The organism is Amycolatopsis endophytica, from assembly GCF_013410405.1.
Classification (GTDB): Bacteria; Actinomycetota; Actinomycetes; order Mycobacteriales; family Pseudonocardiaceae; genus Amycolatopsis_E; species Amycolatopsis_E endophytica.
This window is the reverse complement of record NZ_JACCFK010000001.1, coordinates 292,348-318,488: the sequence shown is the minus strand read 5'-3', so window position 1 is coordinate 318,488 and position 26,141 is coordinate 292,348. Positions and strand designations below refer to the sequence as shown.

Here is a 26,141-nt window from a genome sequence, read left to right as displayed (position 1 = left end):
CGATGGTGCAGCGCATCACCGTGCTCGGCGCGGGTTCGTGGGGCACGGCGTTCGCCAAGGTGCTCGCCGACGCGGGCCGGGACGTGACGATGTGGGCCCGGCGTGAAGAGGTCGCCGGGGAAATCCGGGACCGGCACACGAACAGCGGGTATCTGCCGGGGATCGATCTGCCGGACCGGCTCACCGCGACGCACGATCCGGGCGACGCGTTGTCCGGTGCGGAGGCCGTGGTGCTGGCCGTGCCGAGCCAGAGCCTGCGCGCGAACCTGTCCGGGTGGCGGGAGCTGCTGCCCTCCGGTGCGGTCCTGGTCAGCCTCGCCAAGGGGGTCGAACTCGGCACGCTCAAGCGGATGAGCGAGGTGATCGCCGAGATCAGCGGGGTGTCCGGGAACGAGATCGTGGTGGTGTCCGGGCCGAACCTGGCACGCGAGATCGCGCAGGGGCAGCCGGCCGGAGCGGTGCTGGCGTGCACCGACCACGACCGCGCGGTGGCGATCCAGCAGGCCAGCTTCAACTCCTACTTCCGGCCCTACACCAACACCGACGTGGTGGGCTGCGAGGTCGGCGGCGCCGCGAAGAACGTCATCGCGCTGAGCTGCGGGATGGCCGTCGGCATGGGCTTGGGCGCCAACACCACGGCGACGCTGATCACCCGAGGACTGGCCGAGATGGCGCGTCTGGGCACGAAGCTGGGAGCCGACCCGCTGACCTTCGCCGGGCTGGCCGGGGTCGGCGACCTGGTGGCGACGTGCTCGTCCCCGTTGTCGCGCAACCGCACCTTCGGCGAGCGGCTCGGCCGGGGCGAGACGCTGGAGCAGGCGCAGGCCGCGGCGGGCGGCCAGGTCGCCGAGGGCGTGATGTCGTGCACGTCGATCCGCGAACTGGCGCGCAAGCACGGAGTCGACATGCCGATCACCGACGCGATGCACCGGGTCTGCCACGAGGGCGCGGACCCCCGCCAGGCCGGCGCGGAACTGCTCGGCCGACGCCAGAAACACGAATGGTCCTAGCGCAAGCCCGCGCCCGAGCAGCCCACACGCCGCCCGGAGCAGCCAACACGCGCGTGTTTGCCGCTCCCGTCGCCGTGTTTGCCGTTCCGGGCAGCGTGTTTGCCGTTCCGGCTGGCGTGTTTGCCCTTCCGGGACTCGGCGCCCGGGAACGGACGCTGAGCCCGCCGCACCACCCGCCGCCCGGTATGTAGGCCGAGTCGCGACTGGCTCGGGCCTCCGCCGCCCGGCATGTAGGCCGCGCTGCGACCCAGCCGCACCACCCGGCGTCCGGCAACGTAAGCCGAGCCAAGAACGGCCCGGACCTCCGGCGTCCGGCAATGTAGGCCGAACCGCGACGTGCCCGGACCTCCGGCGTCCGGCAATGTAGGCCGAACCGCGACGTGCCCGGACCTTCCCCGCCCCTCATCCTCAGCCTGCTTTGGTCGCTGATCAGCGGGGTCAAGGTACTCTTTCCCGCCTTGACGCCGCTGCTCTGCGACTGACACCGTCCGCAAGGAGGGGCGGGGGAGGTCGAACCCAAGCCGACCGACTACCGGTAGCCCACGTGCCCAGCGGCTCGCCTGCCAAAGGCGGGGTTCAAAGATCAAGACCGGCAGACTCCGGGATGACCACCCAGCTTGGGGTGTAGGGCGCTGGCGCGCCGCTGGACGGCGCCGGGTTGTCCTAGTGGGTGGAACCGAGTTGACCCTCGCGTGGCCCGCTGGTTGGGTGGGCGCCATGACGACGCGCGGCCTTCCGGTCCGGCGGAACATCCGCCGTGGCGCTGCGCTGTGTCCTTGTTGTTGTCGCTGATCCAGCCCGACGACCATCCCTTTCTTTCACGAGGACACTTTTCATGTTCGCCGTTCCGGACAACACCCTCGCCCTGACCGAAAAGCCCGTGCTGCGCCATCCGGTGCGCGTCGCACTCGAAGTCGCCGCCGACCGGGAACGCTGGCGCCACCTGCTGCGCTACGACCCCGACGAGCGGTTCTCCACCCTCGTCGAGGCGCGTGACGACGAGGAAATCTGGCTGATGGGCTGGCTTCCCGGCCAGCGGGCCGACCTGCACGACCACGGGCGTTCGACGGGCGCCTTCACGGTGGTGAGCGGTCGCCTGAGCGAAACCGTCGCGCGGCGCGGGGTGACCGAGGTGCATGCGCTGTCCGCGGGGCAGTCGCGGGTGTTCGGCCCCGGCTACGTGCACGAGGTGCGCAACGACGGCCCGGACCCGGCGATCAGCGTCCATGTCTACCGCAGCGGCGGCAGGGTCATGCGGTCCTACCACCTCGACCCCGTCAGCGGCCCGATCCGGGACTGATCTCCCGGACATCAGCGTTTCGGCCAGTGCCACGACGGCCGGTCGAGCCTGCCCTGCCCGGACACCGCCGTCGCGCCGAAGCTCTTCTCCAGTTCCAGCGTCGTGGCGTCCTCGGACAACGCGACGACCAGCGGCCGCGCGTGGGACACCACGACGACCTGCGCGCGCCGCGACGCCTTGACGATCAACGCGGCCAGCGCGGGCAACAGGTCGGGGTGCAGGCTGGTCTCAGGTTCGTTGAGCACCAGCAACTCCGGCGGCCGCGGGCTCAGCAGCGCCGCCACCCACAACAGGTATCGCAACGTGCCGTCCGACAGTTCGGCGGCCCCGAGCGGGCGCAGCAGACCGTGCTGGTGGAACCGCAACCGCAGCAGGCCGTCCGCACCCACCACTTCGACGCGCGACCGAGGGAAGGCGTCCGACACCGCTTCGGCCAGTGCCTCGTCGTCGCCGAACTCCTGGATCGTCCGCAGCGCCGCGGCCAGATCGGCGCCGTCATGGCCGAGCACCGTGGTGCGGGTGCCGATGCGGTCCTGCCGCGCCGGCGCCCCGGCGTCGGTGCGGAACTGGTCGTAGAACCGCCACGACCGCAACCGTTCCCGCACGATCATCAGCTCCGGGCAGGCCCGCGGATCGCCCAGTTCGCTGAGCATGCTGTCGGTCAGCCCGATACGCGACGCCGCCGCCCAGGCGCCCGACTCGTCCCGCACCCGGACCGACGGCCCCGCGCGATCGGCGAGCACCGCCGTCTGCCGCAGAACCGGCCCGCACCACAGGCTCTCCCGCTTGAACTCCGGATCCAGGTTGAACAGCGTGGGGCGGTCCGGATCCTTGTTCGGCACCGGCAGACCGAAGTCCAGCGCGTACCCGAACTCGTCGCCACCGAATCCGAGCCGCAGCCCGACCGGCTTCGTCCGCACCGTTCCCTGCACGGTCGCGCGTTTGCCCACCGCCTCCGGCCCGGCCCACAACGTCGAGGGCAGCCCGCCCTCACGAGCGAGCGCCGCGACCGCGCCGTTGCGCCCGGCGTCGGCGAGCAGCCTCAATGCGCGATACAGGTTGGACTTCCCGGTGCCGTTGACGCCGGTGACGACCGTCAGCCGGGACAACGGCAGCACGAGATCCCGCAGCGAGCGGTAGTTCTCGACGGCCAGCGTGGTCAGCACCCCACCGACGCTAGTGGCTCCCTACGACAGTTTCCGGTCGAGCACGTGAGCCGGAACCGGCGCATCCGCGGGCAGGTACGGGGCGGGCACCGGCTCCCCGAGCGTGGTCCGGACCGGCACCACACCGGCCCAGATGTCGTGGCTGTCCAGGTCCTCCGGCTCCTCGATCGGCTCCCCGGAGCGGATCTTCACCGACGCCTCGGAAAGGTCCAGTGCCAGCACCGAAACCGACGCCAGTTCTTTCGCGTTCACCGCGCGGGCGTGGTCCCACGAGCCCGGCGTCAGGTGCTCGGTCACCGCCCGCAGGCCGTGCATCTTTTCCTCGCCGGTCACCAGCCGGGCGGTTCCGTGCACGACGGCGCTGCGGTAGTTCATCGAGTGGTTGTTCAGCGAGCGCGCGTAGACGAGCCCGTCGAGCAGGGTGACCGTCACGCACACGTCGATGCCCCGCGCCGCCTCGCGGAGGTTGCCCGCGCCGGTCGATCCGTGGAAGTACAGTGTGTCGCCCTCGCGCCCGTAGCCGGTCGGCAGCACCACCGGGGAGCCGTGCAGCACGAGCCCGAGGTGGCAGATCAGGCCGCCGTCGAGCACCTCGTACAGGCGCTCGCGATCGGTCGCGGCCCGGTCCTTCTTCCGGGTCAGGGTGCTGCGCGGGGTCGGCGAGAGTGTGCTCATGAATCCCAGGATGCGACGTATAGTGGACTTCTAGAAGAGCCACTTTCTGGGCAATGACGAAAGGCCACTTGCCGTGCCGCAGTCCGCCACCGCGCTGCCCGTCACCCTTGACCGCGAGGCGCCGACCCCGCTGGCGGTGCAGCTCGCCGACGCCCTGCGCGACGCGGCCGCCGCCGGCCACCTGCGTGGCGGGGACCGGCTGCCCTCCACCCGTGCGCTGGCCGCCCGGCTCGGCGTCAGCCGCACGGTGACCTCCGCGGCCTACGAACAGCTGCACGCCGAAGGCTGGATCACCGGCCGCCACGGATCCGGCACCTACGTCACCACTTCACCACCCAGCGACCGCCCCGTCCACCGGATCGTCCCCGGCGAGATCGCCGAGCCGGACGAGCTGCTCGACCTCACCCCGGGCACGCCGTGGGCGGGCGGCATCGACCGGGCCGCGTGGCGCCGGGCCTGGCGCGCGGCCGCCGACACCGCGCCGCTGACGCGTGCCCACCGCGCGGGCCTGCCGGAGTACCGGGCCGCGATCGCCGAGCACCTGCTGCGTCACCGCGGGCTGGCGGTCGGCACCGACTCCGTCCTGGCCACCGGCGGCACCACCAGCGCGGTGCTCGAACTGGCCGGTGCGATCTTCCAGGCCGGCGACACGATCGCCGTGGAGGAACCCGGTTACCAGCGTGCGGTGCAGGCATTCCTGAGCGCCGGGCTCGAGGTGGTCGGCATCCCGGTCGACAACGAAGGCCTGCGTACGGACGCGATCCCGGCCGGTGTCCGCGGCGTGTACTGCTCGCCCGCGCACCAGTACCCGATGGGATCGCGGCTGAACGCGGCACGCCGGGTCGAGCTGGTCGAGCGGGCGCGGGCCGAGAACATGCTGGTCATCGAGGACGACTACGACGGTGAGCTGCGGTTCGACGTCGCCCCGCTGCCGCTGCTGGCCGCGCTCGCGCCCGATGTCGTGCTGCACCTGGGCACCACGAGCAAGATCCTCACCCCGACGCTCGGCGCCGGGTGGATGGTCGCGCCCGCGGCGGTCACGTCGATGGTGCTGGCCTACCGCGACCGCACCGGAACCAGGCCCTCACCCGCCGGACAGCGGGTTCTGATCGAGCTGGCCCGCCACGGCGACCTGGGCCGTCACCTGCGGAAACTGCGTCGGGAGCTGTCCGAGCGGCGGGTGGTGCTGGTGTCCGCGCTGCGGCAGGGCGGCGTTCCCGTGCTGGGCGACGACGCGGGCGCGCACCTGGTCGTGCCGTTCCCGTCCGCCGCGGCCGAGCGTGAGCGTCTCGCGGCCGGGCGCGCCCGCGGCATCCGGCTCGACGGCCTCGCCCGCCACTTCGCCGGAACCCCGACGGCCTTCGGCGCGGCGATCGGGTACGCGGGCTGTTCCCGTGAGGCGCTGGCCGGTGCGCTGGACACGCTGGTGGGCTTACTGCGCTGATCGGACGGGGGCAAGAGCCCGGTAGGGTGACCGGCCATGAGGAAGACGCGGGTGGCCGTGGTGTTCGGCGGCCGGAGCACCGAGCACACGATCTCGTGCCTGTCGGCAGGCAGTGTGCTGGCGCATCTGGACCGCGACCGGTTCGAGGTGGTGCCGATCGGCATCACCCGCGAAGGCGGCTGGGTGCTGGGCACCTCCGACCCGAAGTCCCTCACCATCCAGGACCGTCGGCTGCCTTCCGTCGACGGTGGTCAGTCGCTCGTGCTCGCCGGTGACCCGACGCGTCGCGAACTGGTGGTGACCGAGCCGGGCGCGGAGGCGCTCGACGGTGTCGACGTCGTGTTCCCCGTGCTGCACGGCGCTTTCGGTGAGGACGGCACGCTGCAGGGGTTGCTGGAGATGGCCGGTATCCCGTACGTGGGGCCGGGCGTGCTCGCCAGCGCCGCCGCGATGGACAAGGGGTACGCGAAGAAACTTCTCGCAGCGGAAGGACTCCCGGTCGGCCGCTACGTGGAGCTGCGCCGCGGCCAGTCCACTCTGGACGCGGCGGACCGCGAGCGGCTGGGACTGCCGGTGTTCGTGAAGCCGTCGCGGGCAGGCTCGTCGATCGGGATCAGCAAGGTGAGCGACTGGGCCGAGCTCGACGCGGCGATCGCACTGGCGCGCGAAACCGATCCGAAGGTGCTCATCGAGGCGGCCGTGCCCGGGCGTGAGGTCGAGTGCGGTGTGCTGGAGTTCCCGGACGGCCGGGTCGAGGCGTCGCTGCCCGCCGAGGTGCGCGTCCTCTCCGACGACGAATCCGCCTGGTACGACTTCGAGACGAAGTACATCGGCGAGGACGCGGAACTGGACATCCCCGCCAAGCTGGACGACGTGGTGACCGAGAAGCTGCGCGCGCAGGCGGTGAAGGCGTTCCAGGCGCTGGACTGCCAGGGCCTGGCCCGCGTCGACTTCTTCGTGGGCGCCGGCGGCGAGCTGACGGTCAACGAGGTCAACACGATGCCGGGCTTCACCTCGACGTCGGCGTATCCGAAGATGTGGCAGGTCACCGGCGTCGACTACCGCACCCTGCTGGCGACGCTGATCGACACCGCGCTCGCACGGGGCACCGGCCTGCGTTAGAAGCGCAGCGGCACCGGATCGAGGGTCGCCGCGATGGTGTCCGAGATCTGCTGCAGCGGGCCCGTTCCGGAGGTGTCCGGCACGGTCAGCGCCACGTACACCGGCCGGTCCACGACGTACCAGGTGGACGCTCCGGGCCCCTCGACCGGCAGCCACTGCACACCGCTGACCACGCGCAGCGGGCTGGTCTGCGTCAGTTCGGGTGGTTTGCCCAGGCCGCAGCGCAGCACGATCGAGTCAGGGGAGCCCCAGGCGATCGTGGCCTCGGGGGCGGGTTCGGCGATCTCGCGCCGGGGCAGCGGGGTGCCCTTCGAGTTCAGCTCCGCGGGCATCGCCGGGATCAGCTTCGCGCACGCGGGTGAGGTGGCCTCCGGCGCGTCGACGGGCACGAGCGCCAGCGGCCCCTTTTCGTCGCCGGAATCCCGCCCGGTCAGCCCGATCACGGCGACGGCCACCGCCAGCGCGACGACCAGCACCGCCGCGACCACGAGCAGGGTGCGGGGCGGCGCGCCCGTGTCGGTGTCCGGCATCGTCTACAGGTGGACCACGGGGCAGGTGAGCGTGCGGGTGATGCCCTCGACGCCCTGCACCTTCGCGACCACGAGCTGCCCGAGCGTGTCGACGTTGTCGGCCTCCGCGCGCACGATCACGTCGTAAGGGCCCGTCACATCCTCCGAGCTGGTGACACCGGGGATGCCGGAGATCTCCGCGGCGACCGCGGCAGCCTTGCCGACTTCGGTCTGGATGAGGATGTATGCGTGGACCACGGCGCGCCCCTTCGTATTCGGTGCGGAACTCAAGGTAGGAACGTACCTCAAAGGCGTACGCGCGTACCTGACGTGGTACCGGGGGTCACAGCGATCGGTGGCCCTGTCGCGCGGCTCGGTGCGCGCGATGCAGAGGGTCTCAACGCTCGGGTAACAGTGCCTCCACCCGCTCCGCCAGGTCGTGCGCCAGCGGGCACGCCTCCGCGTTGCGTTCCGGCATCGACATGGCCATCTGGGCGAGAACACGGGCGTGTTCGCCCACCTCGAACGCGATCGTGCAGCCGAGAGGGTTCTGTTCCTGCAAAGCCCTGCGGCCGTTCACGTCTGTGTCGACGGAGGCCGGATTGACCTCCTTGAAGGCGGCCAATCCCTGCGCCGGGTCAAGTGCGAGCCCATTACTGCCGAGACCGGATTTCGTTGCGGTGCATTCGTTTCGGTGGCTGATGTTGTCGCCGGGTTTGAATCCTTGTGCGGAGTTGAGTTCGTCCAACACCTGGCACGCGACCATTCCGGCGAACGGATCACTGGTGCTCGTCGAAGTGGGGACCCCGCTGGTCGCCGGGGTCGGGGCACCAGACACCGTGGAAGTACACGCGGCCGCGGAGATCGTCAAGCATGCGAGAGTGATCGCCGCCAGCTTTTTGGACACTACTCCGGATCCTTGAATTTACCGAGATATTGCGTGGCTTCCTCGTTTGATGCGTCGTATTTGCTTATCGCCACGTCGAGTGCCTCGCGGATGGTCTTGAGGTTCTTCGGTACGGTTTGATAAACAGGAATGAGGGAATTCTGATCGGAGTCCATTGCGGTCTGAAAATGTGCGGCGGCCTGTTGGGCGTAAGTGTCGTTGCCGAATGGCGGCTTGTTGCGCAACCGCTCAACGTTAAGCGAAATCCGCGAGAGCCGTTCCTCGGCTTGCGTGATCGCGTTGCGGAGATGGGTACCGGTCTCTTCGTCTACGGCCCAGCCGCCGGACTTCGCGTCATCCAGCAAGTGCTGAGCTTGATCCCCCATCGCTTTGAGCTGATCCCGATCGCCGGTCACGCCGGTCAACCCCATGTCCGTCCAGTCTGCCATGCTGTGGCGACCCCCTCCCGCCGAGACCTGCGCGATCGACATTTAACAAGGGTCCGTTATGGCCTGCGTCACTATGCGCAAGAAGCCGGAAGACAAGTAACCCGTAATCGTCACGTCGAGAGTCCGGGCTCGATGCGGTGCTTCGTGCGCAGGCGGGTGCCCGGTGCGTCCTGCCCGGAGGGGCGCACCAGGCCGGTTAATCTGCGTGTGAGCGGTCAGAACCTACCGCACGGACGGCGAGCGACCGAGGTGATGCATGTCAACCAACGGGGTACCGGACTCCGGCACGGTCGCCGGGCTCGGTGAGTTCGGCCTGATCCGTGCGGTGACCGAGAACCGGAGCCAGCCGGTGGCCACCCTTCTCGGTCCGGGGGACGACGCGGCGGTCGTCGCCGCGCCGGATCGTCGGGTGGTCGCCACCACCGACGTTCTCGTGCAGGGCGTGCACTTCCGGCTCGACTGGTCCACTCCGGACCAGGTGGGGCGCAAGGCCGTGGCGGAGAACTTCGCCGACGTGGCCGCGATGGGCGCGGTGCCGACGGCCGTGCTGGTGGGTCTCGCCTGCCCGTCCGACACCCCGGCGAAGCTCGTCACCGACCTGACCGACGGCATGTGGGCGGAGGCGAGCCGCGCCGGTGCCGGGGTCGTCGGCGGCGACATGGTGCGGGCCGATCAGCTGGTGGTGACCATCACGGCGCTGGGCGACCTGCAGGGCCGCGCGCCGGTGACGCGGTCGGGGGCCAGACCGGGCGACATCGTCGCGGTGTCCGGGCGGCTGGGCTGGGCCGCGGCCGGGCTCGCGACGCTCGGACGCGGGTTCCGTTCGCCGGTCTCGGTCGTCAACGCCCAGCGCGCGCCGGAACCGGACTACACGGCGGGGCCGGCGGCGGCACGTGCCGGTGCGACCGCGATGATCGACGTCTCCGACGGCCTGCTCGCCGACCTCGGGCACATCGCCGAGTCCTCCGGCGTCGGCATCGACGTGCTGACCGACCACCTCGAGGTCGACCGGAAGCTGGTCGATGTGGGCACGGCGCTCGGCGCGGACCCGCTGACCTGGGTCCTGACCGGCGGTGAGGACCACGCGCTGGTCGCGACGTTCCCGTCGTTCACCGATCTGCCCGAGGGGTGGCGGCGGATCGGCGCGGTGACGATGCCGGAGTCGGGCGTGACCGTCGACGGTGAGCAGTACCACGGTGAAAACGGCTGGGAGCACTGGCGCTGACCCCGTTACGGTGACGGGTCATGGACCTTCGCGTGGTGGCCTACGACGACCCGGACGCGGTCAAGCTGATCGACGGCGTGCAGCAGGAGTACGTCGTGCGGTACGGCGAAATGGACATCACGCCGGTCGAGCCGTCCGAGTTCGCGCCGCCGCTGGGGCTGTTCCTGGTCGGTTACCTCGACGACGTGCCGGTCGCCTGCGGCGGGTGGCGCGTCCGCGGTGACGACGAAGCCGAGCTGAAGCGGATGTACGTCGTGGATGCCGCTCGGGGCAAGGGTTTCGCGCGGGCGGTGCTGGCGGAGCTGGAGCGCACCGCGTTCGCCGCCGGCCGCACGCGGCTGGTGCTGGAGAGCGGCCTCAAGCAGCCGGAGGCGCTCGCCTTGTACCGGTCCGCCGGCTACGCCGACATCCCGAAGTTCGGGGTCTACCGGGACGATCCGCTCTCGGTGTGCATGGGCAAGGTACTGGAGGACATGAGTGGCGATCTACGCGCTGGGTGAGCTGACCCCGTCGATCCACCCCACGGCGTTCGTGCACCCGGACGCCACGGTGATCGGCGACGTGCGGATCGGGCCGGACGCGTCGGTGTGGCCGCAGACGGTGTTGCGTGGCGACCACGGCTACATCGAGATCGGCGAGCGTTCCAACGTGCAGGACGGGTGCGTGCTGCACTGCACCGCGCAGGACCCGACGATCCTCGGCCCCGGTTCGGCGATCGGCCACGCGGTACACGTGGAGGGCGCCCGCATCGGCACCGGTTGCCTGATCGCGTCCGGTTCGGTGGTGCTCAACGGAACCGTGATCGAGGACGACGCGATGGTCGGTGCCGGGGCGGTGCTGTCGTACGCCGCGCACGTGCCGTCCGGGCACATCGCGCTCGGGGTGCCGGCGAAGGTGCGGGAGAACAAGTCCTTCGGTCCCGACAAGATCCGCGCCGTGGTCGACGGATACGTGGAACGCGCCCAGTGGTTCCGGGGCGCACTGCGGCGCATCGACTGATCCCACCGACCGGCAGGCTGGCACGCATCGGGGAAAGCCCAGCTCCGGGCGCGCCGCTGAAGCCGCGACGGCTCAGGGCAGTTGCCAGTTCACCGGCTCGGCGCCCTGCTTGTGCAGGAGTTCGTTCGCCCGGCTGAAGGGTTTCGAGCCGAAGAAGCCGTTGCGTGCGGATAGTGGGCTCGGGTGCACCGACTCGATGCACGGCACCCCGCCGAGCAACGGTTTCAGGCTGCGCGCGTTGCTGCCCCACAGGATCGCGACCATCGGCTTGCCCCGGGCGGCCAGTGCCTTGATCGCCTGTTCGGTGACCTCTTCCCAGCCCTTGCCCTTGTGTGAGTTGGGCGAGCCAGGCCGCACCGTCAGCGACCTGTTGAGCAGCAGCACGCCCTGCTCGGTCCACGGCGTGAGGTCACCGTTGGACGGCGTCGGGAAGCCCAGGTCGGAGCAGTATTCCTGATAGATGTTGATCAGGCTCTTCGGCAGTGGCCGGACGTCCGGCGCGACCGCGAAGCACAGGCCGATCGGGTGGCCGGGCGTCGGATACGGGTCCTGGCCGACGATGAGCACCTTGACGTCGTCGAAGGGCTGCTGGAACGCCCGCAGCACGTGGTCACCGGCGGGCAGGTACCGGCGCCCCGCGGCGATCTCGGTGCGCAGGAACTCGCCCATCGCGGAGATGCGGTCGGCGACCGGATCGAGGGCCTTGGCCCAGCCCGCTTCGACGACTTCGTGCAAGGGTTTCGCAGCCACGGCGGCGTACTTTAGCGCCACCGCGGGGGGCCAGGGGGCTTGCCCCCGGCGGGGCTTCGGGGGTTTTACCCCCGAAGAACACTGAGGCGCGAAAAAACGGCGAGCGCTCTCCGTGAGCACTCGCCGTCCTGAGCTTCGCGCCTCAGCCGCGAACGACCTTACCGGCCTTGAGGCACGAGGTGCAGACGTTCAGCCGCTTGCGCTGGGACACGCCGATCTTGGCGTGAACGGTCTGGATGTTCGGGTTCCAGCGGCGGTTGGTACGCCGGTGGGAGTGCGAGACGGACTTGCCGAAGCCCGGTCCCTTGCCACAGACGTCGCACACGGCAGCCACGTCGAACTCCTTTGACGATCAGGGAAGACTACAAACCCAGAGGACTGGGCATCTCGACCATAGTAAACGACGGTCCTTCGCCCTCCGGTCACCGGGTCGCTACCCTGGCCTGACCAGGGGAGGAGGTCGGCGGTGCGGGCTCTGGACGAGCATGCCATCACAGCGTGGGCGGCGGCCTGCGTGCACAGCCTGGAGGTGCTGTGCCCGGCGATCAACGGCATCAACGTCTACCCGGTCGCCGATTCCGACACCGGGTCCAATCTGCTGCACACCATGTCCGGCGCGCAGGCCCGCCTGGCCGCCGAGCCCGGGAGCACGGCCGCGGAGGCGCTGTCCGTGCTCGCCCGCGGCGCCGTGGTCGCGGCGCGTGGTAACTCCGGTGTGATCCTCTCGCAGGTCCTGCGGGGGCTCGCCGAGTCGGCCGCCCACGCGCCCGAACTCGACGGTCCGGCGCTGTCGAAAGCCCTCGCCAGCGCACACCGCGCGGCCACGGACGCCGTCGCGCGCCCGGTCCAGGGCACCATGCTCAGTGTTCTCCAAGCCGTGTCCGCCGCGGTCGCCACGCAGCCCGGCGAGCTGTCCGAGGTTGTCGCTCTCGCCGCGAAGGCCGCGTCCGAAGCGCTGGAACAGACCCCGCACCAGCTGCCCGTCCTCGCCTCGGCGGGGGTCGTCGACGCGGGCGCGCGCGGGCTCGTCGCCGTCTTCGACGCGCTGGCCGGCGTCGTCATGGGCACCGAGACGCAGGTCTCGCACTCGTGCGAGGCGAACCTCGAACCGGAACCCGAGGAGAAGGCCCCGTACGCCTGGGAGGTCATGTACCTGCTGGAAGGCGTTGCCGAGGCCGAGGTCCCGGTGCTGCGGCGCGCGCTGTCCGGCCTGGGCGACAGCGTGACGGTCGCCGGGGACGGCGCCGGGGGACAGGCGGTCCACGTGCACTGCGCGGACATCGGCGCGGCCATCGAGGCCGGGCTGCGTGCGGGCACGCCCCGCGACATCCGGGTCGAACCGCTGGTCACGCCGACACCGATCGAACCGCCGTCCGGCCCGGACCGCGCGGTCGTCGCCGTCGTGCACGGCGAGGAGCTGGCCGCCCTGTTGCGGGAGGAGGGCGCCGCGGTGCTCGCGGTGCCCGACCACGCCGCGCCGAGCGTCGAGGAGATGCTCGGTTTGATCACCGAGCAGGCCGTCGGGCACATCACGGTGCTGGCCGGTGGCGCCGAGCTGACCAGGGCCGCCGACGACACCGCGGGCCATCCGATGATCGGCGACCGGGACGTGGTGGTGATCCCGTGCGCGTCCCCGGTCCAGGTGCTGGCCGCGCTGGCGGTGCACGACCTCGGGCGGCGCGCGAACGACGACGTCGTGGCCATGGCCGAGGCCGCCGCGGCGACGCGGCGTGGCGAGCTCGTGGTCGCCGCGGAGGAGTCGATAACCTGGGTGGGGCGGGCCCACGCCGGTGACCTGATCGGCTTCGTCGACGGCGAGGTCGTGCTGGTCGAACCGCCCGGCGCCGCGCCCGCCGAGGCCGCGATGGGCGTGCTGAACCGGATGCTGGCGCTCGGCGGCGAGCTGGTCACCGTGCTGACCGGCACCGAGGCGCCGGAGGGCCTGACGGTGGAGCTGCGGGAGCGGCTGCGCTCCGAGCGACCGGAGGTGGAGTTCGTGGATTACCCCGGCGGCCAGGCCGACGCCGTGCTGCTGATCGGTGTGGAGTGAACGCGTGACCGGACTGCGTGACAAGCTGCCCCCGCTGCTGGGCGCCAAGACCGCGAAGGCGCTCGCCGAATCGCTGGACATCCACACCGTGGCCGATTTGCTGCGGCACTACCCGCGCCGCTACGCCGAGCGCGGCGAGCTGACCAACATCGCCGGGCTGGAGATCGGCGAGCACGCGACCGTCATGGCGCGCGTCGAGCGGGTCAATCTGCGCCGCATGCGCAACAAGCCCGGCCACATCCTGGAGCTGACCATCACCGACGGCCAGCGCCGGCTCTCGTGTGCCTTCTTCGGGCGCCCGCACCAGCACGAACGCCAGCTGCGGCTGGGCAAGACCGGCCTGTTCGCGGGCAAGGTGACGGCGTTTCGCAACCAGTTGCAGCTGGCCAACCCCGAGTACCAGATGCTCGACGGCGACGACGACAGCGCGATGGACGACTTCGTGGGCGCGATCATCCCGGTCTACCCGGCGGCCGCCGGGATGCCGTCCTGGTCCATCGCGCGCTGCGTGCGCCAGGTGCTCGACACGCTGGAGCGCGAAGAGGACCCGATGCCGCGCGGTTTCCTCGGCGACTACGGGCTGATGGACCTCTTCGACGCGCTGCACAACATCCACCGCCCGAAGGACCACGACGCCCTCGAATCCGCCCAGGACCGGCTCAAGTGGGACGAGGCGATGGCGGTGCAGCTGATCTTCGCGCAGCGCCGGTTCACCGCCGTGTCCAAGCCCGCGCCCGCGTGCGCACGCATCAAGGACGGCCTGCTGGACGCCTTCGACCAGCGGCTGCCGTTCGAGCTGACCGAGGGACAGCGCGAGGTGGGCGAGGACGTCGCGCGCGACCTGGAGACCGAGCACCCGATGAACCGCTTGCTGCAGGGCGAGGTCGGCAGCGGCAAGACGGTCGTGGCGCTGCGCGCGATGCTGCAGGTGGTCGACTCCGGCCGTCAGGCCGCGATGCTCGCGCCGACCGAGGTGCTCGCCGCGCAGCACGCCCGGTCGCTGCGGGAAATGCTCGGTGACCTGGGCCAGGCGGGGGAGCTGGGCGCCGCGGAGAACGCGACGAAGGTGACGCTGCTGACCGGGTCGATGTCGGCGAAGGAGCGCAAGCAGGCGTTGCTGGACACCGCGAGCGGCGCGGCCGGGATCGTCGTCGGCACGCACGCGCTGATCCAGGACACGGTGTCGTTCGCCGACCTCGGGCTCGTGGTGGTCGACGAGCAACACCGCTTCGGCGTCGAACAGCGGGACGCGCTGCGCTCCCGAGGAGCCAACGGCGGCAGCCCGCACGTGCTGGTGATGACCGCGACGCCGATCCCGCGCACGGTCGCGATGACGGTGTACGGCGACCTGGAAATTTCCGCGTTGCGGCATATGCCGGTCGGCCGCTCGCCGATCAAGACCAGTGTGGTGCCGGTCGCGGAAAAGCCGTCCTGGCTGGACCGCGCTTGGCAGCGGGTGACCGAGGAGGTCCGGAAAGGACACCAGGCCTACGTGGTGTGCCCGCGGATCGGGGACGAGCCCGCGTCCACCAAGGACAGCGACAAGCGCCCACCGCTGGCGGTGCTCGACGTCGCGGCCGATCTGGAGAACGGACCGCTGTCGGAGCTGCGGATCGGGATCCTGCACGGCCGGATGGCGGCCGACGACAAGGACGCCGTGATGCGCGCGTTCGCCGCGGGCAAGCTGGACGTGCTGGTCGCGACCACCGTGATCGAGGTCGGCGTCAACGTTCCGAACGCGACGATGATGGTCATCATGGACGCCGACCGGTTCGGGGTCAGCCAGCTGCACCAGCTGCGTGGCCGGGTGGGCCGGGGGAGTGTGCCGGGGCTGTGCCTGCTGGTCACCGAGACGCTGGACGGCACCGCGACCAGGGACCGGCTGGCGGCGGTGGAGTCCACAACGGACGGTTTCGAACTGTCCCGGCTGGACCTGGAGCTGCGGCGCGAGGGCGACATCCTGGGCGCGGCGCAGTCGGGCAAGCGGTCCGGGCTGAAACTGTTGTCGCTGCTGCGGGACGAGGACGTGATCGCGCGGGCGCGGAAGCGCGCGCAGGAGGTCGTGGGCGGTGACCCGGCGCTGGAGCGGCATCCGGGCCTGGCGCACCTGATCTCCGACCTGGTGGATGCCGACCGCGCGGAGTACCTCGAAAAGTCCTGACGCACGATCGGGCGACGGCCCGAGTTGTGCGCGCTCCGTGGCCGGGCAACGCTGAGGCGTGCTCAAGACTGGATTACGCGCGGTCATCGGTTCGGCGCTCCTCGTTCTCGCCGCCACGGCGCCGGTTTCGGCCGCGCCGGGCGAACAGCAGCAGAACCCGCCGAGCTGGGCCCTGGACCGGATCGACCAGCGCGACAAGGCCGTTGACCAGACGTACCACTACGACAGCACCGGCGAGGGCGTCACGGTGTACGTGATCGACACCGGTGTCGACGCGGCGTTGCCGGACCTCGCCGGGCGCGTCGACCCTGGGCGCGATTTCGTCGGCGGTACCGACAACCCGGCGGACGGCAACGGCGACGGCACCCGGATGGCGGGGCTCGTCGCTGGCAAGGAGTTCGGCGTCGCGAAGACCGCGCGGATCGTGCCGGTCAAGGTGCTCGACGACGCGGGCAACGGGCGCCTCAACAACATCATCTCGGGCATCGACTGGGTCGCTCAGAACGCGAAGCAGCCCGCGGTCGCGGTGATCGGCTTCGGCGGTCCGGCGTCCGACGGACTGGACAACGCGGTGCGCAAGCTGGTGTCGGTGATGCCGGTGTTGGCCGCCGCCGGGTGGTCGGGAGTGGACGCGTCGTTCTCCTCGCCCGCGCGGATCCCGGAGGTCCTGACGGTCGGCGCGGTCGACAAGGCGGACGCCTTCGCGGCGAAGTCGAACTTCGGCCTCGGCGTGGATCTCCTGGCACCCGGCGTGGACGTCCCGTCGACCGCGCCCGGCGGCACCACCGCCACCCCGTTCTCCGGCACGTCGATGTCCGCGGCACTCGCGGCGGGCGCCGCGGCCCTCTACCGGGCCCAGCACCCCGACGAGACGCCCGAGCAGGTCGTGAACGCCCTGATCAACAATTCGACGCCGGACGTGCTGACGGGAGTTCCGCAGGGCACGCCGAATCGCCTGCTCTACACGCTGTTCGAAGAGCCGGCCGCGGAGGGCTGAGGCAGAGGATGTCGTGGCGGCGGCAGAAGGCGCCGAAGTCACGGCCGACGAGATCGCCCCGCTCGGGGCGGAGCCCGAGCGTGGCGCTGACTTTTTCGTCAAACGAGGCCGGAATACCCCGTACTTTCGTGCGGCATGCGCACGTCCCGGATGATGTCCATCACCCGGGACTGAACTCCCGGTGAGCGGGATCGGCAAGGTAACGTCACAGCACTACCGATCCGTTTACCGGGAAGGACCGGGCATGTTTCGCAAGGTGCTGGTCGCCAACCGCGGGGAGATCGCCATCCGGGCGTTCCGCGCGGGCTACGAGCTGGGCGCGGGCACGGTGGCGGTGTTCCCCCACGAGGACCGCAACTCGCTGCACCGGCTGAAAGCCGACGAAGCCTACGAGATCGGCGAACCGGGGCACCCGGTACGCGCCTACCTCGACGTGGAGGAGATCGTCGGCGCCGCACGGAAGGCCGGAGCGGACGCGGTCTACCCCGGTTACGGATTCCTGTCCGAGAACCCGGATCTCGCGCGCGCGTGCGAGGAAGCCGGGATCACGTTCGTCGGCCCGAGCGCGGAGATCCTGGAGCTGACCGGGAACAAGGCACGCGCCGTGGCGGCCGCCCGTGCGGCCGGGGTGCCGGTTCTCGGTTCCTCCCAGCCCTCGACCGACATCGACACCCTCACCAGCGCGGCCGACGAGGTCGGGTTCCCGGTGTTCGTCAAGGCCGTCGCCGGTGGTGGCGGCCGGGGTATGCGCCGCGTGGAGGACCCGGCGCACCTGCGCGAGTCGATCGAGGCCGCGATGCGTGAGGCCGAGTCGGCGTTCGGTGACCCGACCGTCTTCCTCGAAAAAGCCGTCGTCGATCCGCGGCACATCGAGGTCCAGATCCTCGCCGACGGTGCGGGCAACGTGATCCACCTCTTCGAGCGCGACTGCTCGGTGCAGCGGCGGCACCAGAAGGTCATCGAGCTGGCCCCGGCGCCCAACCTCGACCCCGAGCTGCGGGAACGCATCTGCAACGACGCCGTCGCCTTCGCCCGCAAGATCGGCTACCGCAACGCCGGCACCGTCGAGTTCCTGCTCGACAAGGACGGCAACCACGTCTTCATCGAGATGAACCCGCGCATCCAGGTCGAGCACACGGTGACCGAGGAGGTCACCGACGTCGACCTGGTGCAGTCGCAGCTGCGCATCGCCTCCGGCGCGACGCTCGACGACCTCGGCCTGTCGCAGGACCGCGTCTACCTGCGCGGCGCGGCGATGCAGTGCCGCATCACCACCGAGGACCCGGCCAACGGGTTCCGCCCGGACACCGGCATGATCTCGGCCTACCGCTCGCCCGGTGGCTCCGGCATCCGGCTCGACGGCGGTACCGCGTTCGCCGGCACGGAGATCAGCGCGCACTTCGACTCGATGCTCGTCAAGCTCTCCTGCCGCGGCCGCGACTTCAAGACCGCGGTCGGCCGCGCCCGCCGGGCACTGGCCGAGTTCCGGATCCGTGGCGTGTCCACGAACATCCCGTTCCTGCAGGCCGTGCTCGACGACCCGGACTTCGCCGCCGGGCGCGTCACCACGAGCTTCATCGAGGAGCGGCCGCACCTGCTGACCGCGCGGCACTCCGCCGACCGCGGCACCCGCCTGCTGACCTACCTCGCCGACGTCACGGTCAACAAGCCGCACGGCGAGCGCCCTCGGCTGATCGACCCGGCCACCAAGCTGCCGTCGCTGCCTTCGGGTGAGCCGCGGGCGGGGTCGAAGCAGAAGCTGACCGAGCTGGGCCCCGAGGGTTTCGCGCGCTGGCTGCGTGAGTCGCCGACCCTGGGCGTCACCGACACCACTTTCCGCGACGCGCACCAGTCGCTGCTGGCCACCCGCGTGCGAACGAAGGATCTGCTGGCCGTCGCGCCGGTGGTGGCGCACACGCTGCCGCAGATGCTGTCGCTGGAATGCTGGGGCGGCGCGACCTACGACGTGGCGCTGCGGTTCCTGGCCGAGGACCCGTGGGAGCGGCTGGCGAAGTTGCGTGAGGCGGTGCCGAACATCTGCCTGCAGATGCTGCTGCGCGGGCGGAACACGGTCGGCTACACGCCGTACCCGACCGAGGTGACCAGTGCCTTCGTCGAGGAGGCCGCCAAGACCGGCATCGACATCTTCCGCATCTTCGACGCCCTCAACGACGTCGAGCAGATGCGCCCGGCGATCGAGGCCGTGCGCGAGACCGGAAGCGCTGTCGCCGAGGTGGCATTGTGCTACACGTCGGACCTCACCGACCCGGGTGAGAAGCTGTACACGCTGGACTACTACCTCAAGCTGGCCGAGCAGATCGTGGGCGCGGGGGCGCACGTCCTGGCGATCAAGGACATGGCCGGCCTGCTGCGCGCGCCCGCCGCGGAGAAGCTGGTTTCCGCGCTGCGCAAGGAGTTCGACCTGCCGGTGCACATCCACACCCACGACACCGCGGGTGGCCAGCTGGGCACCTACCTCGCGGCGATCAACGCGGGTGCGGACGCCGTGGACGGCGCGGTCGCTTCGATGGCCGGGACGACCTCGCAGCCCTCGCTGTCGGCGATCGTCGCGGCGACCGATCACTCGGCGCGGCCTTCGGGCCTGAGCCTGCGCGCGGTCGGGGACCTGGAGCCGTACTGGGAGATCGTGCGCAAGATCTACGCGCCGTTCGAGGCGGGCCTGGCGTCGCCGACCGGCCGCGTGTACGACCACGAGATCCCCGGTGGTCAGCTGTCCAACCTGCGCACCCAGGCCAAGGCACTCGGCCTCGGTGACCGCTTCGAGGAGATCGAGGCGATGTACGCGGCGGCGGACAAGATCCTGGGCCACCTGGTGAAGGTGACGCCGTCGTCGAAGGTGGTCGGTGACCTCGCGCTGCACCTGGTCGGCGCCGGGGTCGAGCCGGAGAAGTTCGAGGCCGAGCCCAACCGCTACGACATCCCGGACTCGGTGATCGGCTTCCTGCGCGGCGAGCTGGGCGACCCGCCCGGCGGCTGGCCGGAACCGTTCCGCAGCAAGGCACTCGAAGGCCGCGCCGAGCCGAAGCCGGTCGTGGAACTGTCCGCCGACGACCGTGAGGGCCTGGCGAACGACCGGCGCGCGACCCTGAACCGGCTGCTGTTCCCCGGGCCCACGAAGGAGTTCGAGGAACACCGCCGTGCCTACGGAGACACGAGTGTCCTGCCCAGCAAGGACTTCTTCTACGGTCTGCGCCCCGGCGAGGAGTACGCGGTGGACCTCGAACCCGGTGTCCGGCTGCTGTTCGAGCTGGAGGCCGTCGGCGAGGCGGACGAGCGTGGTCTGCGCACGGTCATGTCGACCCTGAACGGCCAGCTGCGCCCGATCCAGGTGCGTGACCGGTCGGTGGCCTCGGACCTGCCCGCCGCGGAGAAGGCCGACAAGTCCGACCCGAAGCAGGTCGCCGCGCCGTTCGCCGGTGTGGTCACGCTGGCGGTCTCGGAGGGCGACGAGGTGGCCGCGGGTGCCACGGTCGCGACCATCGAGGCGATGAAGATGGAGGCCGCGATCACCGCGTCCGGGCCCGGGAAGGTCTCGCGGCTGGCGATCAACTCGGTGCAGCAGGTCGAAGGCGGCGATCTGCTGATCGTGCTGGAGTGACACGCCCGGAAGAGGGGGCAGGCGGAGCACTCCGCCTGCCCCCTCTTCGTCTATTTCCGGCAAACGGGATGAATGGGCCGGTTTCCGGCCGGTGCCGCACACAATGGTGAATTAGTTCGCTAATACAAGCGTTTTCGCGGATCGCGTGCTTGAATGAAGTTCGTGGGTAGCGCAGGCGGAGTCGCCGGCGCCGTCGGAGAACTTCTGAGCACGGCGCTGGGCCAACAAGTCCCGATCCGGATCCGATGCTGGGACGGCAGCGAAACCGGCCCGCCGGACGCGCCCGTGCTGCACCTGGAGAACCGTCGCGCGCTGCGTCGGCTGCTGTGGGCGCCCAACGAGCTGGGCGTGGCCCGCGCGCACGTCGCCGGGGAACTCGACCTCGACGGCCCGTTCGTCCAGGGCCTGGAACGTCTCGGCGAGCTCGCGCACTCCAGCGGCTTCGGCGTGAACCTCGACTGGGTGACCCGGCGGAAACTGGCGGCCGGTGCGGTCAAACTCGGCCTCGTCGGCTTCCCGCCGAAACCGCCGCCCGAGGAGATCCGGCTCGGCGGGCGCATGCACTCGCGCAAGCGCGACGCCGCCGCGATTTCGCACCACTACGACGTCGGCAACGATTTCTACGCACTGGTACTCGGCCCGTCGATGACTTATTCGTGTGCCGTGTGGGCCAAGCCGGAGACGACGCTGGAGGAGGCGCAGACCGCGAAGGTCGACCTCGTGGCGCGCAAGCTCGGGCTGCGCGAGGGCATGCGCGTGCTCGACGTCGGGTGCGGCTGGGGCGCGTTCGTCATCCACGCCGCCAAGGAGTACGGGGCGCACGCGGTCGGCATCACGCTGTCGCAGGCGCAGGCCGACTTCGCGCGCAAACGGGTCGCCGAAGAGGGGCTGTCCGACCTGGTGGAGATCAGGGTGCAGGACTATCGCGAGGTGTCGGACGGACCCTTCGACGCGATCTCCAGCATCGGGATGGCCGAGCACGTGGGCGCGTCGATGCTGCCGGTGTACGCGAAGGCGCTGTTCGACCTCCTGCGACCGGAGGGTCGGCTGCTCAACCACGCCATCTCCCGGCACCCGACGGCGCCGGTGCGCGACCAGAAGACGTCGTTCATCGACAGGTACGTCTTCCCGGACGGGGAGCTGGAACCCGTGAGCGCGATGGCCGCCGCGATCGAGGAGGTCGGTTTCGAGGTGCGCGACGTCGAGGCGTTGCGCGAGCACTACGGGCGCACGCTGCGCGCGTGGGTGGCGAACCTCGAAGCGAACTGGGACGAGGCGATCCGGCTGAGCAGCCCGGGACGGGCCCGCGTATGGCGGTTGTACATGGCCGCGTCCGCGCTGAGCTTCGAATCCGGGGCGATCGGGGTCAACCAGATCCTGGCCGTGAAGCCGACGGCCCGCGGCGGCAGCGGCCTCCCGCCGGTGCGCTCGGCCTGGCTCTCCTGACCTCAGCGGTGGGCGAGGTCGGCCAGCAGCTCGTAGGAGCGGAGTCGGTCGGCCTCGCCGTGCACCATGGTCGTGATCATCAGCTCGTCGGCGCCGGTGTCGTCGACCAGGGTTTCCAGGCCCTTGCGCACGGTCGACGGTGAACCGTGCACCGTGGTGCCCAGCCGCTCGTCGACGAGGAGCCGGTCGAGGTCGGAGTACGGGTACTCCGCGGCCTCCTCGGGAGAGGGCAGCGGGGCCGGGTCGCCGCGGCGCAGGCTGAGGAACTGCAGGCCGCTCGGGCCCGCCAGCCACCGCGCCCGCTCGTCGGTCTCGGCGCAGACCACCGCGGCGCCGAGCATCACGTACGGCTCGGACAGCGCCTCCGACGGCCGGAACGACTCGCGGTAGAGCCGCACCGCTGGCACGGTGTTGCGCGCGCTGAAATGGTGGGCGAAGGCGAACGGCAGCCCGAGCGAACCGGCCAGCCGCGCGCTGAACCCGCTGGACCCGAGCAGCCACACCGGCGGCCGGTAGGCGGGCACCGCCCGCACCGGCCCCGTGCCGTCGAAGTAGCTCATCAGCTCGGTCAGCTGTCGCGGAAAGTCGTCGGCGCCCAGGGCTTGTGCCGGACCCCGCAGCGCGGCCGCCGTCCGCTGGTCGGTGCCCGGCGCGCGGCCGATGCCCAGATCGATGCGGCCCGGGTGGAACGCCTCCAGCATGCCGAACTGCTCGGCCACCACGAGTGGCGCGTGGTTGGGCAGCATGATGCCACCGGACCCGACCCGGATGGTCTCGGTGGCCGCCGCGACGTGGCTCATCAGGACCGTCGTGGCCGAGCTCGCCACGCCCGGCATGTTGTGGTGCTCGGCCACCCAGAACCGGCGGTAGCCCAGCCGTTCGGTCCGCCGGGCCAGCTCGATCGAGCCGCGGAGCGCGGTGCGGGCGTCCGCGCCACTCGGGATGGGCGAGAGGTCCAGCACGGACAACGCGACCTGGGACAGGGAACTCACGGCAACGTCCAACGCCACCCGCACCGGAACCCTTCCCACACGAACGTGGAACTCGCGCGCGGAAAGGTGGAACTCGCGGTGAGCGCTAGGAGCCGGGGACCGAGCCGATCTGCGGGGGTGGCGGCGCCTCGCCGGTGACGACCGTTCCCAGCGTCTGCTGCCACGCGCGCTGCCACAGCCCGTCCGCCTGGATCTTGCGCAGCCAGTCGTTGATGAACTGCTTGAACGAGCCGTCGTCGAGCTTCAAGCCGATGCCGTAGGGCTCGCTGGTGAACGGCTGCCCGCTGATCTGCAGCTTCTCGTCCAGCTGGGCCTCGCCGGCGAGCACCGTCAGGTCGTGCACGTACGCGTCGCCCTTGCCCTGCTCCAGTGCCTGGACGCACTCCTCCGCCGTGCCGTAGGTGGTGATCTTCGCGCCCGGCGCGCGCTGCTGCAGCGCCGTCACGCTCGTCGTGCCCGCTACGGCGAGCACGTTCTTGCCGTTGAGGTCACCGGGGTCGTCGATACCGGTGGTGCCCTTGAGGGTCGCGATGGCCTGGCCCGACAGGAGGTACGGGCCCGCGAACGCGACCCGTTGCGCCCGCTCCGCGGTGATCGTGTAGATGCGGATCACGGTGTCCACCGTGCCCGTTTTCAACATCGCTTCCCGCGTTTCCGGTGTGGTGGTCACGATGTTGACGTTCGGCCTGCCGATGATGTATTTCGCCAGCATTTTTCCGAGTGTGGCGTCGAATCCGTCAGTACTTCCCGTGATCGGATTCCGCTGCGACAGCAGTGGCAGGTTCTCGTCACCACCGACGATCAGGGTGCCCCGCGCCCGGATGGCCTGCGCGGTCGGGCTGGCGGCCAGATCCGCCTCACCCGCCACCGGTGCCTCACCAATAACGCCCTGACCAGCGGTTCCATCGTCGCCCAGCCCGGCTTCGCCGCCGCCGCCCGTACACGCGGCGGTCGTGAGCAGCGCCGCGACGAGGCCGATCGAGGCCATCGTACGGCGCGCAGCACGCACCCAACCTGCCATGAGGTGCTCCATCCACAGTCCCGTGACACACGAAGAGACGATCGGTCTCGCCGTGCATGGTAATTGCCCGGGAAATGGCCGGCACTAACGAAAGCGCCACGATTGTGGTGATTTATTTCGCGGACGGCAGCCACTCGTCGTCGGAGGCCACGACCGTCAGCTGCTGCGTCGCGCGGGTCAGCGCCACGTAGAGCACGCGGCGGCCGGTGGTCGACTCGGTGATCAGCTCGGTCGGTTCGACCAGTACGACGGCGTCGTACTCCAGGCCCTTGGCGTCGAGGCTGCCGACGACCTTGAGCCGCTCGTCGGCCTGCCCCTGGACCCAGGTGCGGACCTCGCCGACCCGATCCATGGCGCAGATCACACCGACGGTGCCCTCGACCGCGTCCAGCAGTTCCTTCGCCGCCGCCTGCACCGCGTTCTCCACGCTGCCGCGCTCGGCCGTCCGCACCTCCGGTTCGAGACCGGTGGTCCGGACCGCGCGCGGCAGCTCGTCCTCGGCCGCGTGCCCGGCGACCACCCGCGCGGCCAGCGCGAAGATCTCCGCCGAGTTCCGGTAGTTGGTGCGCAGCGTGTACTTCCGCACCGGGGTGCGGGCGCCGAAGACCTGCGTGCGCGCCTGCGCCGCCTCCTCCGGATCGGGCCACGAGCTCTGCACCGGGTCACCGACGACCGTCCAGCTGGCGTACTTGCCGCGCCGCCCGACCATCCGCCACTGCATGGGGGAGAGGTCCTGCGACTCGTCGACGACGATGTGCGAGTACTCGTCGTAGTGCTCCGGACGGTGCGGCTTGCCCGACGACCCGCGCTCCGGCGGCGCGGCGTCCAGCTCGATCTGCTGCGTGCGGCGGCGCCGCTTGGGTGGCGGGCCGACCAGCACACGCAGCTCGTCCAGCAGCGCGACGTCGGCGACCGTCCACTCGCGCTCGTCGTCCGCGGACTCCGCGAACGACGCCGACAACAGGTCGACCTCGGCGGGCGTCAGCACGCCCCGCGCCGCCTTGGTGAGCCGCTTCGGATCGGCCAGCCACCGCAGGATTTCGCCCGGGTACAGCACCGGCCACCACACCACCAGGAAGCGGTGGAAGTCGATGCGCTCACCCAGGTCGTGAATCACGTCGGCGCGTTCGACCGTGCGGCCGTCGGTGCGCGCGTTCTCCTCGGCGCGGTCGGCCAGCGCCTCCAGCAGAGCTTCCGCCGCGCGGACCCGCGACCGGTTCGCCGGACCGCCGTGGCCGTGCACCCGGCGGCGCACCTTCTCCAGCTCCTTGCGGGTCAGCTTGAGCAGGTCGCCCTTGTAGAGGATCCGCATCTCGTCGGGCACGTCCGGCGGAGTGTCGCGCAGCGCCTTGAGCAGCACCTTGCGCATCCGCAGCGAGCCCTTGACCGCGGCCAGCGGCGCCGGGTCCTGCCGTTCGGTGTCGAGCCCGTCGAGGACCGAACCCAGCGCGCGCAGCTCGACGTTCGTCTCACCCATCGAGGGGAGCACGCGGGAGATGTAGTTCGTGAAGACGCCCGACGGGCCGACCACCAGCACGCCGGCCCCGCCGAGCTGGCGGCGGTGCCGGTACAGCAGGTAGGCCGCGCGGTGCAGCGCGACGGCGGTCTTGCCCGTCCCGGGGCCACCGGTGATCTCCGTGACACCACGCCACGGCGCGCGGATGACCTCGTCCTGTTCCTTCTGGATGGTGGCGACGATGTCGCGCATCTTCTCGCCGCGCGAGCGGCCGAGCGCGGCCATCAGCGCGCCCTCGCCGACCACCTGCATGTCGTCGTCGACGGCGTCCGGGATCAGCACGTCGTCGTCCACGTCGAGCACGGTCTGCCCGGAGCAGCGGATGACGCGGCGGCGGACCACGTCCATCGGGTCCTCGGCCGTGGCCTGGTAGAACGCGGCGGCCGCGGGGGCGCGCCAGTCGGTGACGAGGTTGTCGAACTCGGCGTCGCGGATGCCGAGGCGGCCGACGTAGATCTTCTCCCGGCTGGTGTGGTCCAGCCGTCCGAAGACCAGGCCCTCGTACTCGGCGTCGAGCGTCTGCAGGGTCTGGGTCGCGTGGTGCACCATCATGTCGCGCTCGAACAGCATCGAAGCCTGCTCGAAAACAGCCTCGCGCTGGGCGCCGTGACCGATCTCGTAACCCTTGGCGCGCATGGCCTCGGCCTGCGCCCGGAGTTCGGCCAACCGGGTGTAGACGCGGTCCACGTGATGTTGTTCGATGGCGATCTCGGCCCGTCTGACCCGAGGTTCCGACACGCAGCGCTCCTACAGCTCACTCGCCGGCAACAGGAAGATTGACTCTACGCGTGCCGCGCGCGCCGT

The 26,141-nt window shown here is 70.7% G+C and carries 23 protein-coding genes; 12 read left to right on the top strand and 11 right to left on the bottom strand.

Going from position 1 to position 26,141, the window contains the following annotated elements; genetic code table 11:
• Positions 1-2: 2 nt before the first annotated feature.
• Together HNR02_RS01540 and HNR02_RS01535 are read left to right on the top strand one after the other, a co-directional pair.
• Positions 3-1,010, top strand: coding sequence for an NAD(P)H-dependent glycerol-3-phosphate dehydrogenase (locus HNR02_RS01540; RefSeq protein ID WP_179771445.1), 1,008 nt, complete (start codon positions 3-5; stop codon positions 1,008-1,010).
• Between the two features lie 835 nt (positions 1,011-1,845).
• A complete protein-coding gene (locus HNR02_RS01535) occupies positions 1,846-2,310 on the top strand; it encodes a cysteine dioxygenase (RefSeq protein WP_179771444.1) in 465 nt (154 codons plus the stop codon).
• An 11-nt stretch (positions 2,311-2,321) separates the two neighbouring features.
• Here the strand turns inward: HNR02_RS01535 and HNR02_RS01530 are convergent, their stop codons facing one another.
• Positions 2,322-3,476, bottom strand: a complete 1,155-nt coding sequence (locus HNR02_RS01530) for an AAA family ATPase (RefSeq protein WP_179771443.1) — start codon at positions 3,474-3,476, stop codon at positions 2,322-2,324.
• 21 nt (positions 3,477-3,497) lie between these two features.
• On the bottom strand, positions 3,498-4,151 hold the full coding sequence (locus HNR02_RS01525) for a pyridoxamine 5'-phosphate oxidase family protein (RefSeq protein WP_179771442.1): 654 nt from the start codon (positions 4,149-4,151) through the stop codon (positions 3,498-3,500).
• Positions 4,152-4,224: 73 nt separating this feature from the next.
• Between HNR02_RS01525 and pdxR the strand changes: the two genes are divergently transcribed.
• Together pdxR and HNR02_RS01515 are read left to right on the top strand one after the other, a co-directional pair.
• Entirely contained in the window at positions 4,225-5,595 is a 1,371-nt protein-coding gene (pdxR, locus tag HNR02_RS01520; protein ID WP_179771441.1) for a MocR-like pyridoxine biosynthesis transcription factor PdxR, read from the top strand.
• Positions 5,596-5,631: 36 nt separating this feature from the next.
• The gene (locus tag HNR02_RS01515) at positions 5,632-6,717 is read left to right on the top strand and encodes a D-alanine--D-alanine ligase family protein (protein WP_179771440.1); all 1,086 of its coding nucleotides are present in this window, start codon (positions 5,632-5,634) and stop codon (positions 6,715-6,717) included.
• Here the strand turns inward: HNR02_RS01515 and HNR02_RS01510 are convergent.
• The 4 genes from HNR02_RS01510 to HNR02_RS01495 form a co-directional block, all read right to left on the bottom strand.
• Complete coding sequence (locus tag HNR02_RS01510) at positions 6,714-7,247, bottom strand: DUF3515 domain-containing protein (protein ID WP_179771439.1); 534 nt, start codon at positions 7,245-7,247, stop codon at positions 6,714-6,716. The genes HNR02_RS01515 and HNR02_RS01510 overlap by 4 nt on opposite strands.
• Positions 7,248-7,250: 3 nt before the next feature.
• Positions 7,251-7,484, bottom strand: coding sequence for an Lrp/AsnC family transcriptional regulator (locus HNR02_RS01505; protein ID WP_179771438.1), 234 nt, complete (start codon positions 7,482-7,484; stop codon positions 7,251-7,253).
• A 139-nt stretch (positions 7,485-7,623) separates the two neighbouring features.
• Entirely contained in the window at positions 7,624-8,133 is a 510-nt protein-coding gene (locus HNR02_RS35215; protein WP_312860868.1) for a DUF3558 domain-containing protein, read from the bottom strand.
• Positions 8,133-8,603, bottom strand: coding sequence for a hypothetical protein (locus HNR02_RS01495; protein WP_246338474.1), 471 nt, complete (start codon positions 8,601-8,603; stop codon positions 8,133-8,135). The genes HNR02_RS35215 and HNR02_RS01495 overlap by 1 nt, the downstream gene beginning before the upstream one ends.
• Before the next feature lie 214 nt (positions 8,604-8,817).
• Between HNR02_RS01495 and HNR02_RS01490 the strand changes: the two genes are divergently transcribed.
• Genes HNR02_RS01490 through HNR02_RS01480 form a run of 3 tightly spaced genes read left to right on the top strand, consistent with a single transcriptional unit; the run spans position 8,818 to position 10,785 of the window.
• On the top strand, positions 8,818-9,786 hold the full coding sequence (locus HNR02_RS01490; protein WP_179771437.1) for a thiamine-phosphate kinase: 969 nt from the start codon (positions 8,818-8,820) through the stop codon (positions 9,784-9,786).
• A gap of 20 nt (positions 9,787-9,806) precedes the next feature.
• Positions 9,807-10,286, top strand: coding sequence for a GNAT family N-acetyltransferase (locus HNR02_RS01485; protein ID WP_179771436.1), 480 nt, complete (start codon positions 9,807-9,809; stop codon positions 10,284-10,286).
• Positions 10,264-10,785 carry a gamma carbonic anhydrase family protein gene (locus HNR02_RS01480; protein ID WP_179771435.1) on the top strand — a complete coding sequence of 174 codons (522 nt, stop codon included), beginning with the start codon at positions 10,264-10,266 and terminating at the stop codon, positions 10,783-10,785. Before HNR02_RS01485 ends, HNR02_RS01480 begins: the two co-directional genes overlap by 23 nt.
• Before the next feature lie 72 nt (positions 10,786-10,857).
• On the opposite strand, the gene HNR02_RS01475 is transcribed toward HNR02_RS01480, so the two are convergent.
• Both HNR02_RS01475 and rpmB read right to left on the bottom strand, forming a co-directional pair.
• On the bottom strand, positions 10,858-11,535 hold the full coding sequence (locus HNR02_RS01475) for a uracil-DNA glycosylase (protein WP_179771434.1): 678 nt from the start codon (positions 11,533-11,535) through the stop codon (positions 10,858-10,860).
• A gap of 142 nt (positions 11,536-11,677) precedes the next feature.
• Positions 11,678-11,869: a 50S ribosomal protein L28 gene (gene rpmB, locus HNR02_RS01470; protein ID WP_017987500.1), complete on the bottom strand. Its 192-nt coding sequence runs from the start codon at positions 11,867-11,869 to the stop codon at positions 11,678-11,680.
• 132 nt (positions 11,870-12,001) lie between these two features.
• On the opposite strand from rpmB, the gene HNR02_RS01465 reads away from it, so the two are divergent.
• The 5 genes from HNR02_RS01465 (at position 12,002) to HNR02_RS01445 (ending at position 21,808) form a co-directional block, all read left to right on the top strand.
• Positions 12,002-13,585, top strand: coding sequence for a fatty acid kinase ATP-binding subunit FakA (locus HNR02_RS01465; protein WP_179771433.1), 1,584 nt, complete (start codon positions 12,002-12,004; stop codon positions 13,583-13,585).
• A gap of 4 nt (positions 13,586-13,589) precedes the next feature.
• Complete coding sequence (gene recG, locus HNR02_RS01460; RefSeq protein ID WP_179771432.1) at positions 13,590-15,746, top strand: ATP-dependent DNA helicase RecG; 2,157 nt, start codon at positions 13,590-13,592, stop codon at positions 15,744-15,746.
• A 58-nt stretch (positions 15,747-15,804) separates the two neighbouring features.
• Entirely contained in the window at positions 15,805-16,743 is a 939-nt protein-coding gene (locus HNR02_RS01455) for a S8 family peptidase (RefSeq protein ID WP_179771431.1), read from the top strand.
• A 244-nt stretch (positions 16,744-16,987) separates the two neighbouring features.
• Positions 16,988-20,362, top strand: coding sequence for a pyruvate carboxylase (locus HNR02_RS01450; protein WP_179771430.1), 3,375 nt, complete (start codon positions 16,988-16,990; stop codon positions 20,360-20,362).
• Positions 20,363-20,515: 153 nt separating this feature from the next.
• The gene (locus HNR02_RS01445; RefSeq protein WP_179771429.1) at positions 20,516-21,808 is read left to right on the top strand and encodes a class I SAM-dependent methyltransferase; all 1,293 of its coding nucleotides are present in this window, start codon (positions 20,516-20,518) and stop codon (positions 21,806-21,808) included.
• A gap of 2 nt (positions 21,809-21,810) precedes the next feature.
• Here HNR02_RS01445 and HNR02_RS01440 read toward each other — a convergent pair whose 3' ends face one another.
• The 3 genes from HNR02_RS01440 to HNR02_RS01430 form a co-directional block, all read right to left on the bottom strand.
• Entirely contained in the window at positions 21,811-22,800 is a 990-nt protein-coding gene (locus HNR02_RS01440; protein ID WP_179771428.1) for an LLM class flavin-dependent oxidoreductase, read from the bottom strand.
• 85 nt (positions 22,801-22,885) lie between these two features.
• Complete coding sequence (locus HNR02_RS01435) at positions 22,886-23,821, bottom strand: glutamate ABC transporter substrate-binding protein (protein ID WP_179771427.1); 936 nt, start codon at positions 23,819-23,821, stop codon at positions 22,886-22,888.
• Positions 23,822-23,933: 112 nt separating this feature from the next.
• Positions 23,934-26,075 (bottom strand): HelD family protein, encoded by a 2,142-nt coding sequence (locus HNR02_RS01430; RefSeq protein ID WP_179771426.1) that lies wholly within the window; start codon positions 26,073-26,075, stop codon positions 23,934-23,936.
• Positions 26,076-26,141 lie beyond the last annotated feature (66 nt).

What these genes read in the sequence shown, in the direction of transcription:
- HNR02_RS01510 (WP_179771439.1), bottom strand. Translation starts at nt 7,247, where the DNA reads ATGCCGGACACCGACACGGGCGCGCCGCCCCGCACCCTGCTCGTGGTC.
- HNR02_RS01445 (WP_179771429.1), top strand. Translation starts at nt 20,516, where the DNA reads ATGAAGTTCGTGGGTAGCGCAGGCGGAGTCGCCGGCGCCGTCGGAGAA.
- HNR02_RS01490 (WP_179771437.1), top strand. Translation starts at nt 8,818, where the DNA reads ATGTCAACCAACGGGGTACCGGACTCCGGCACGGTCGCCGGGCTCGGT.
- HNR02_RS01515 (WP_179771440.1), top strand. Translation starts at nt 5,632, where the DNA reads ATGAGGAAGACGCGGGTGGCCGTGGTGTTCGGCGGCCGGAGCACCGAG.
- HNR02_RS01525 (WP_179771442.1), bottom strand. Translation starts at nt 4,151, where the DNA reads ATGAGCACACTCTCGCCGACCCCGCGCAGCACCCTGACCCGGAAGAAG.
- HNR02_RS01485 (WP_179771436.1), top strand. Translation starts at nt 9,807, where the DNA reads ATGGACCTTCGCGTGGTGGCCTACGACGACCCGGACGCGGTCAAGCTG.
- HNR02_RS01435 (WP_179771427.1), bottom strand. Translation starts at nt 23,821, where the DNA reads ATGGCAGGTTGGGTGCGTGCTGCGCGCCGTACGATGGCCTCGATCGGC.
- HNR02_RS01535 (WP_179771444.1), top strand. Translation starts at nt 1,846, where the DNA reads ATGTTCGCCGTTCCGGACAACACCCTCGCCCTGACCGAAAAGCCCGTG.
- HNR02_RS01540 (WP_179771445.1), top strand. Translation starts at nt 3, where the DNA reads ATGGTGCAGCGCATCACCGTGCTCGGCGCGGGTTCGTGGGGCACGGCG.
- HNR02_RS01450 (WP_179771430.1), top strand. Translation starts at nt 16,988, where the DNA reads ATGTTTCGCAAGGTGCTGGTCGCCAACCGCGGGGAGATCGCCATCCGG.
- HNR02_RS01495 (WP_246338474.1), bottom strand. Translation starts at nt 8,603, where the DNA reads ATGTCGATCGCGCAGGTCTCGGCGGGAGGGGGTCGCCACAGCATGGCA.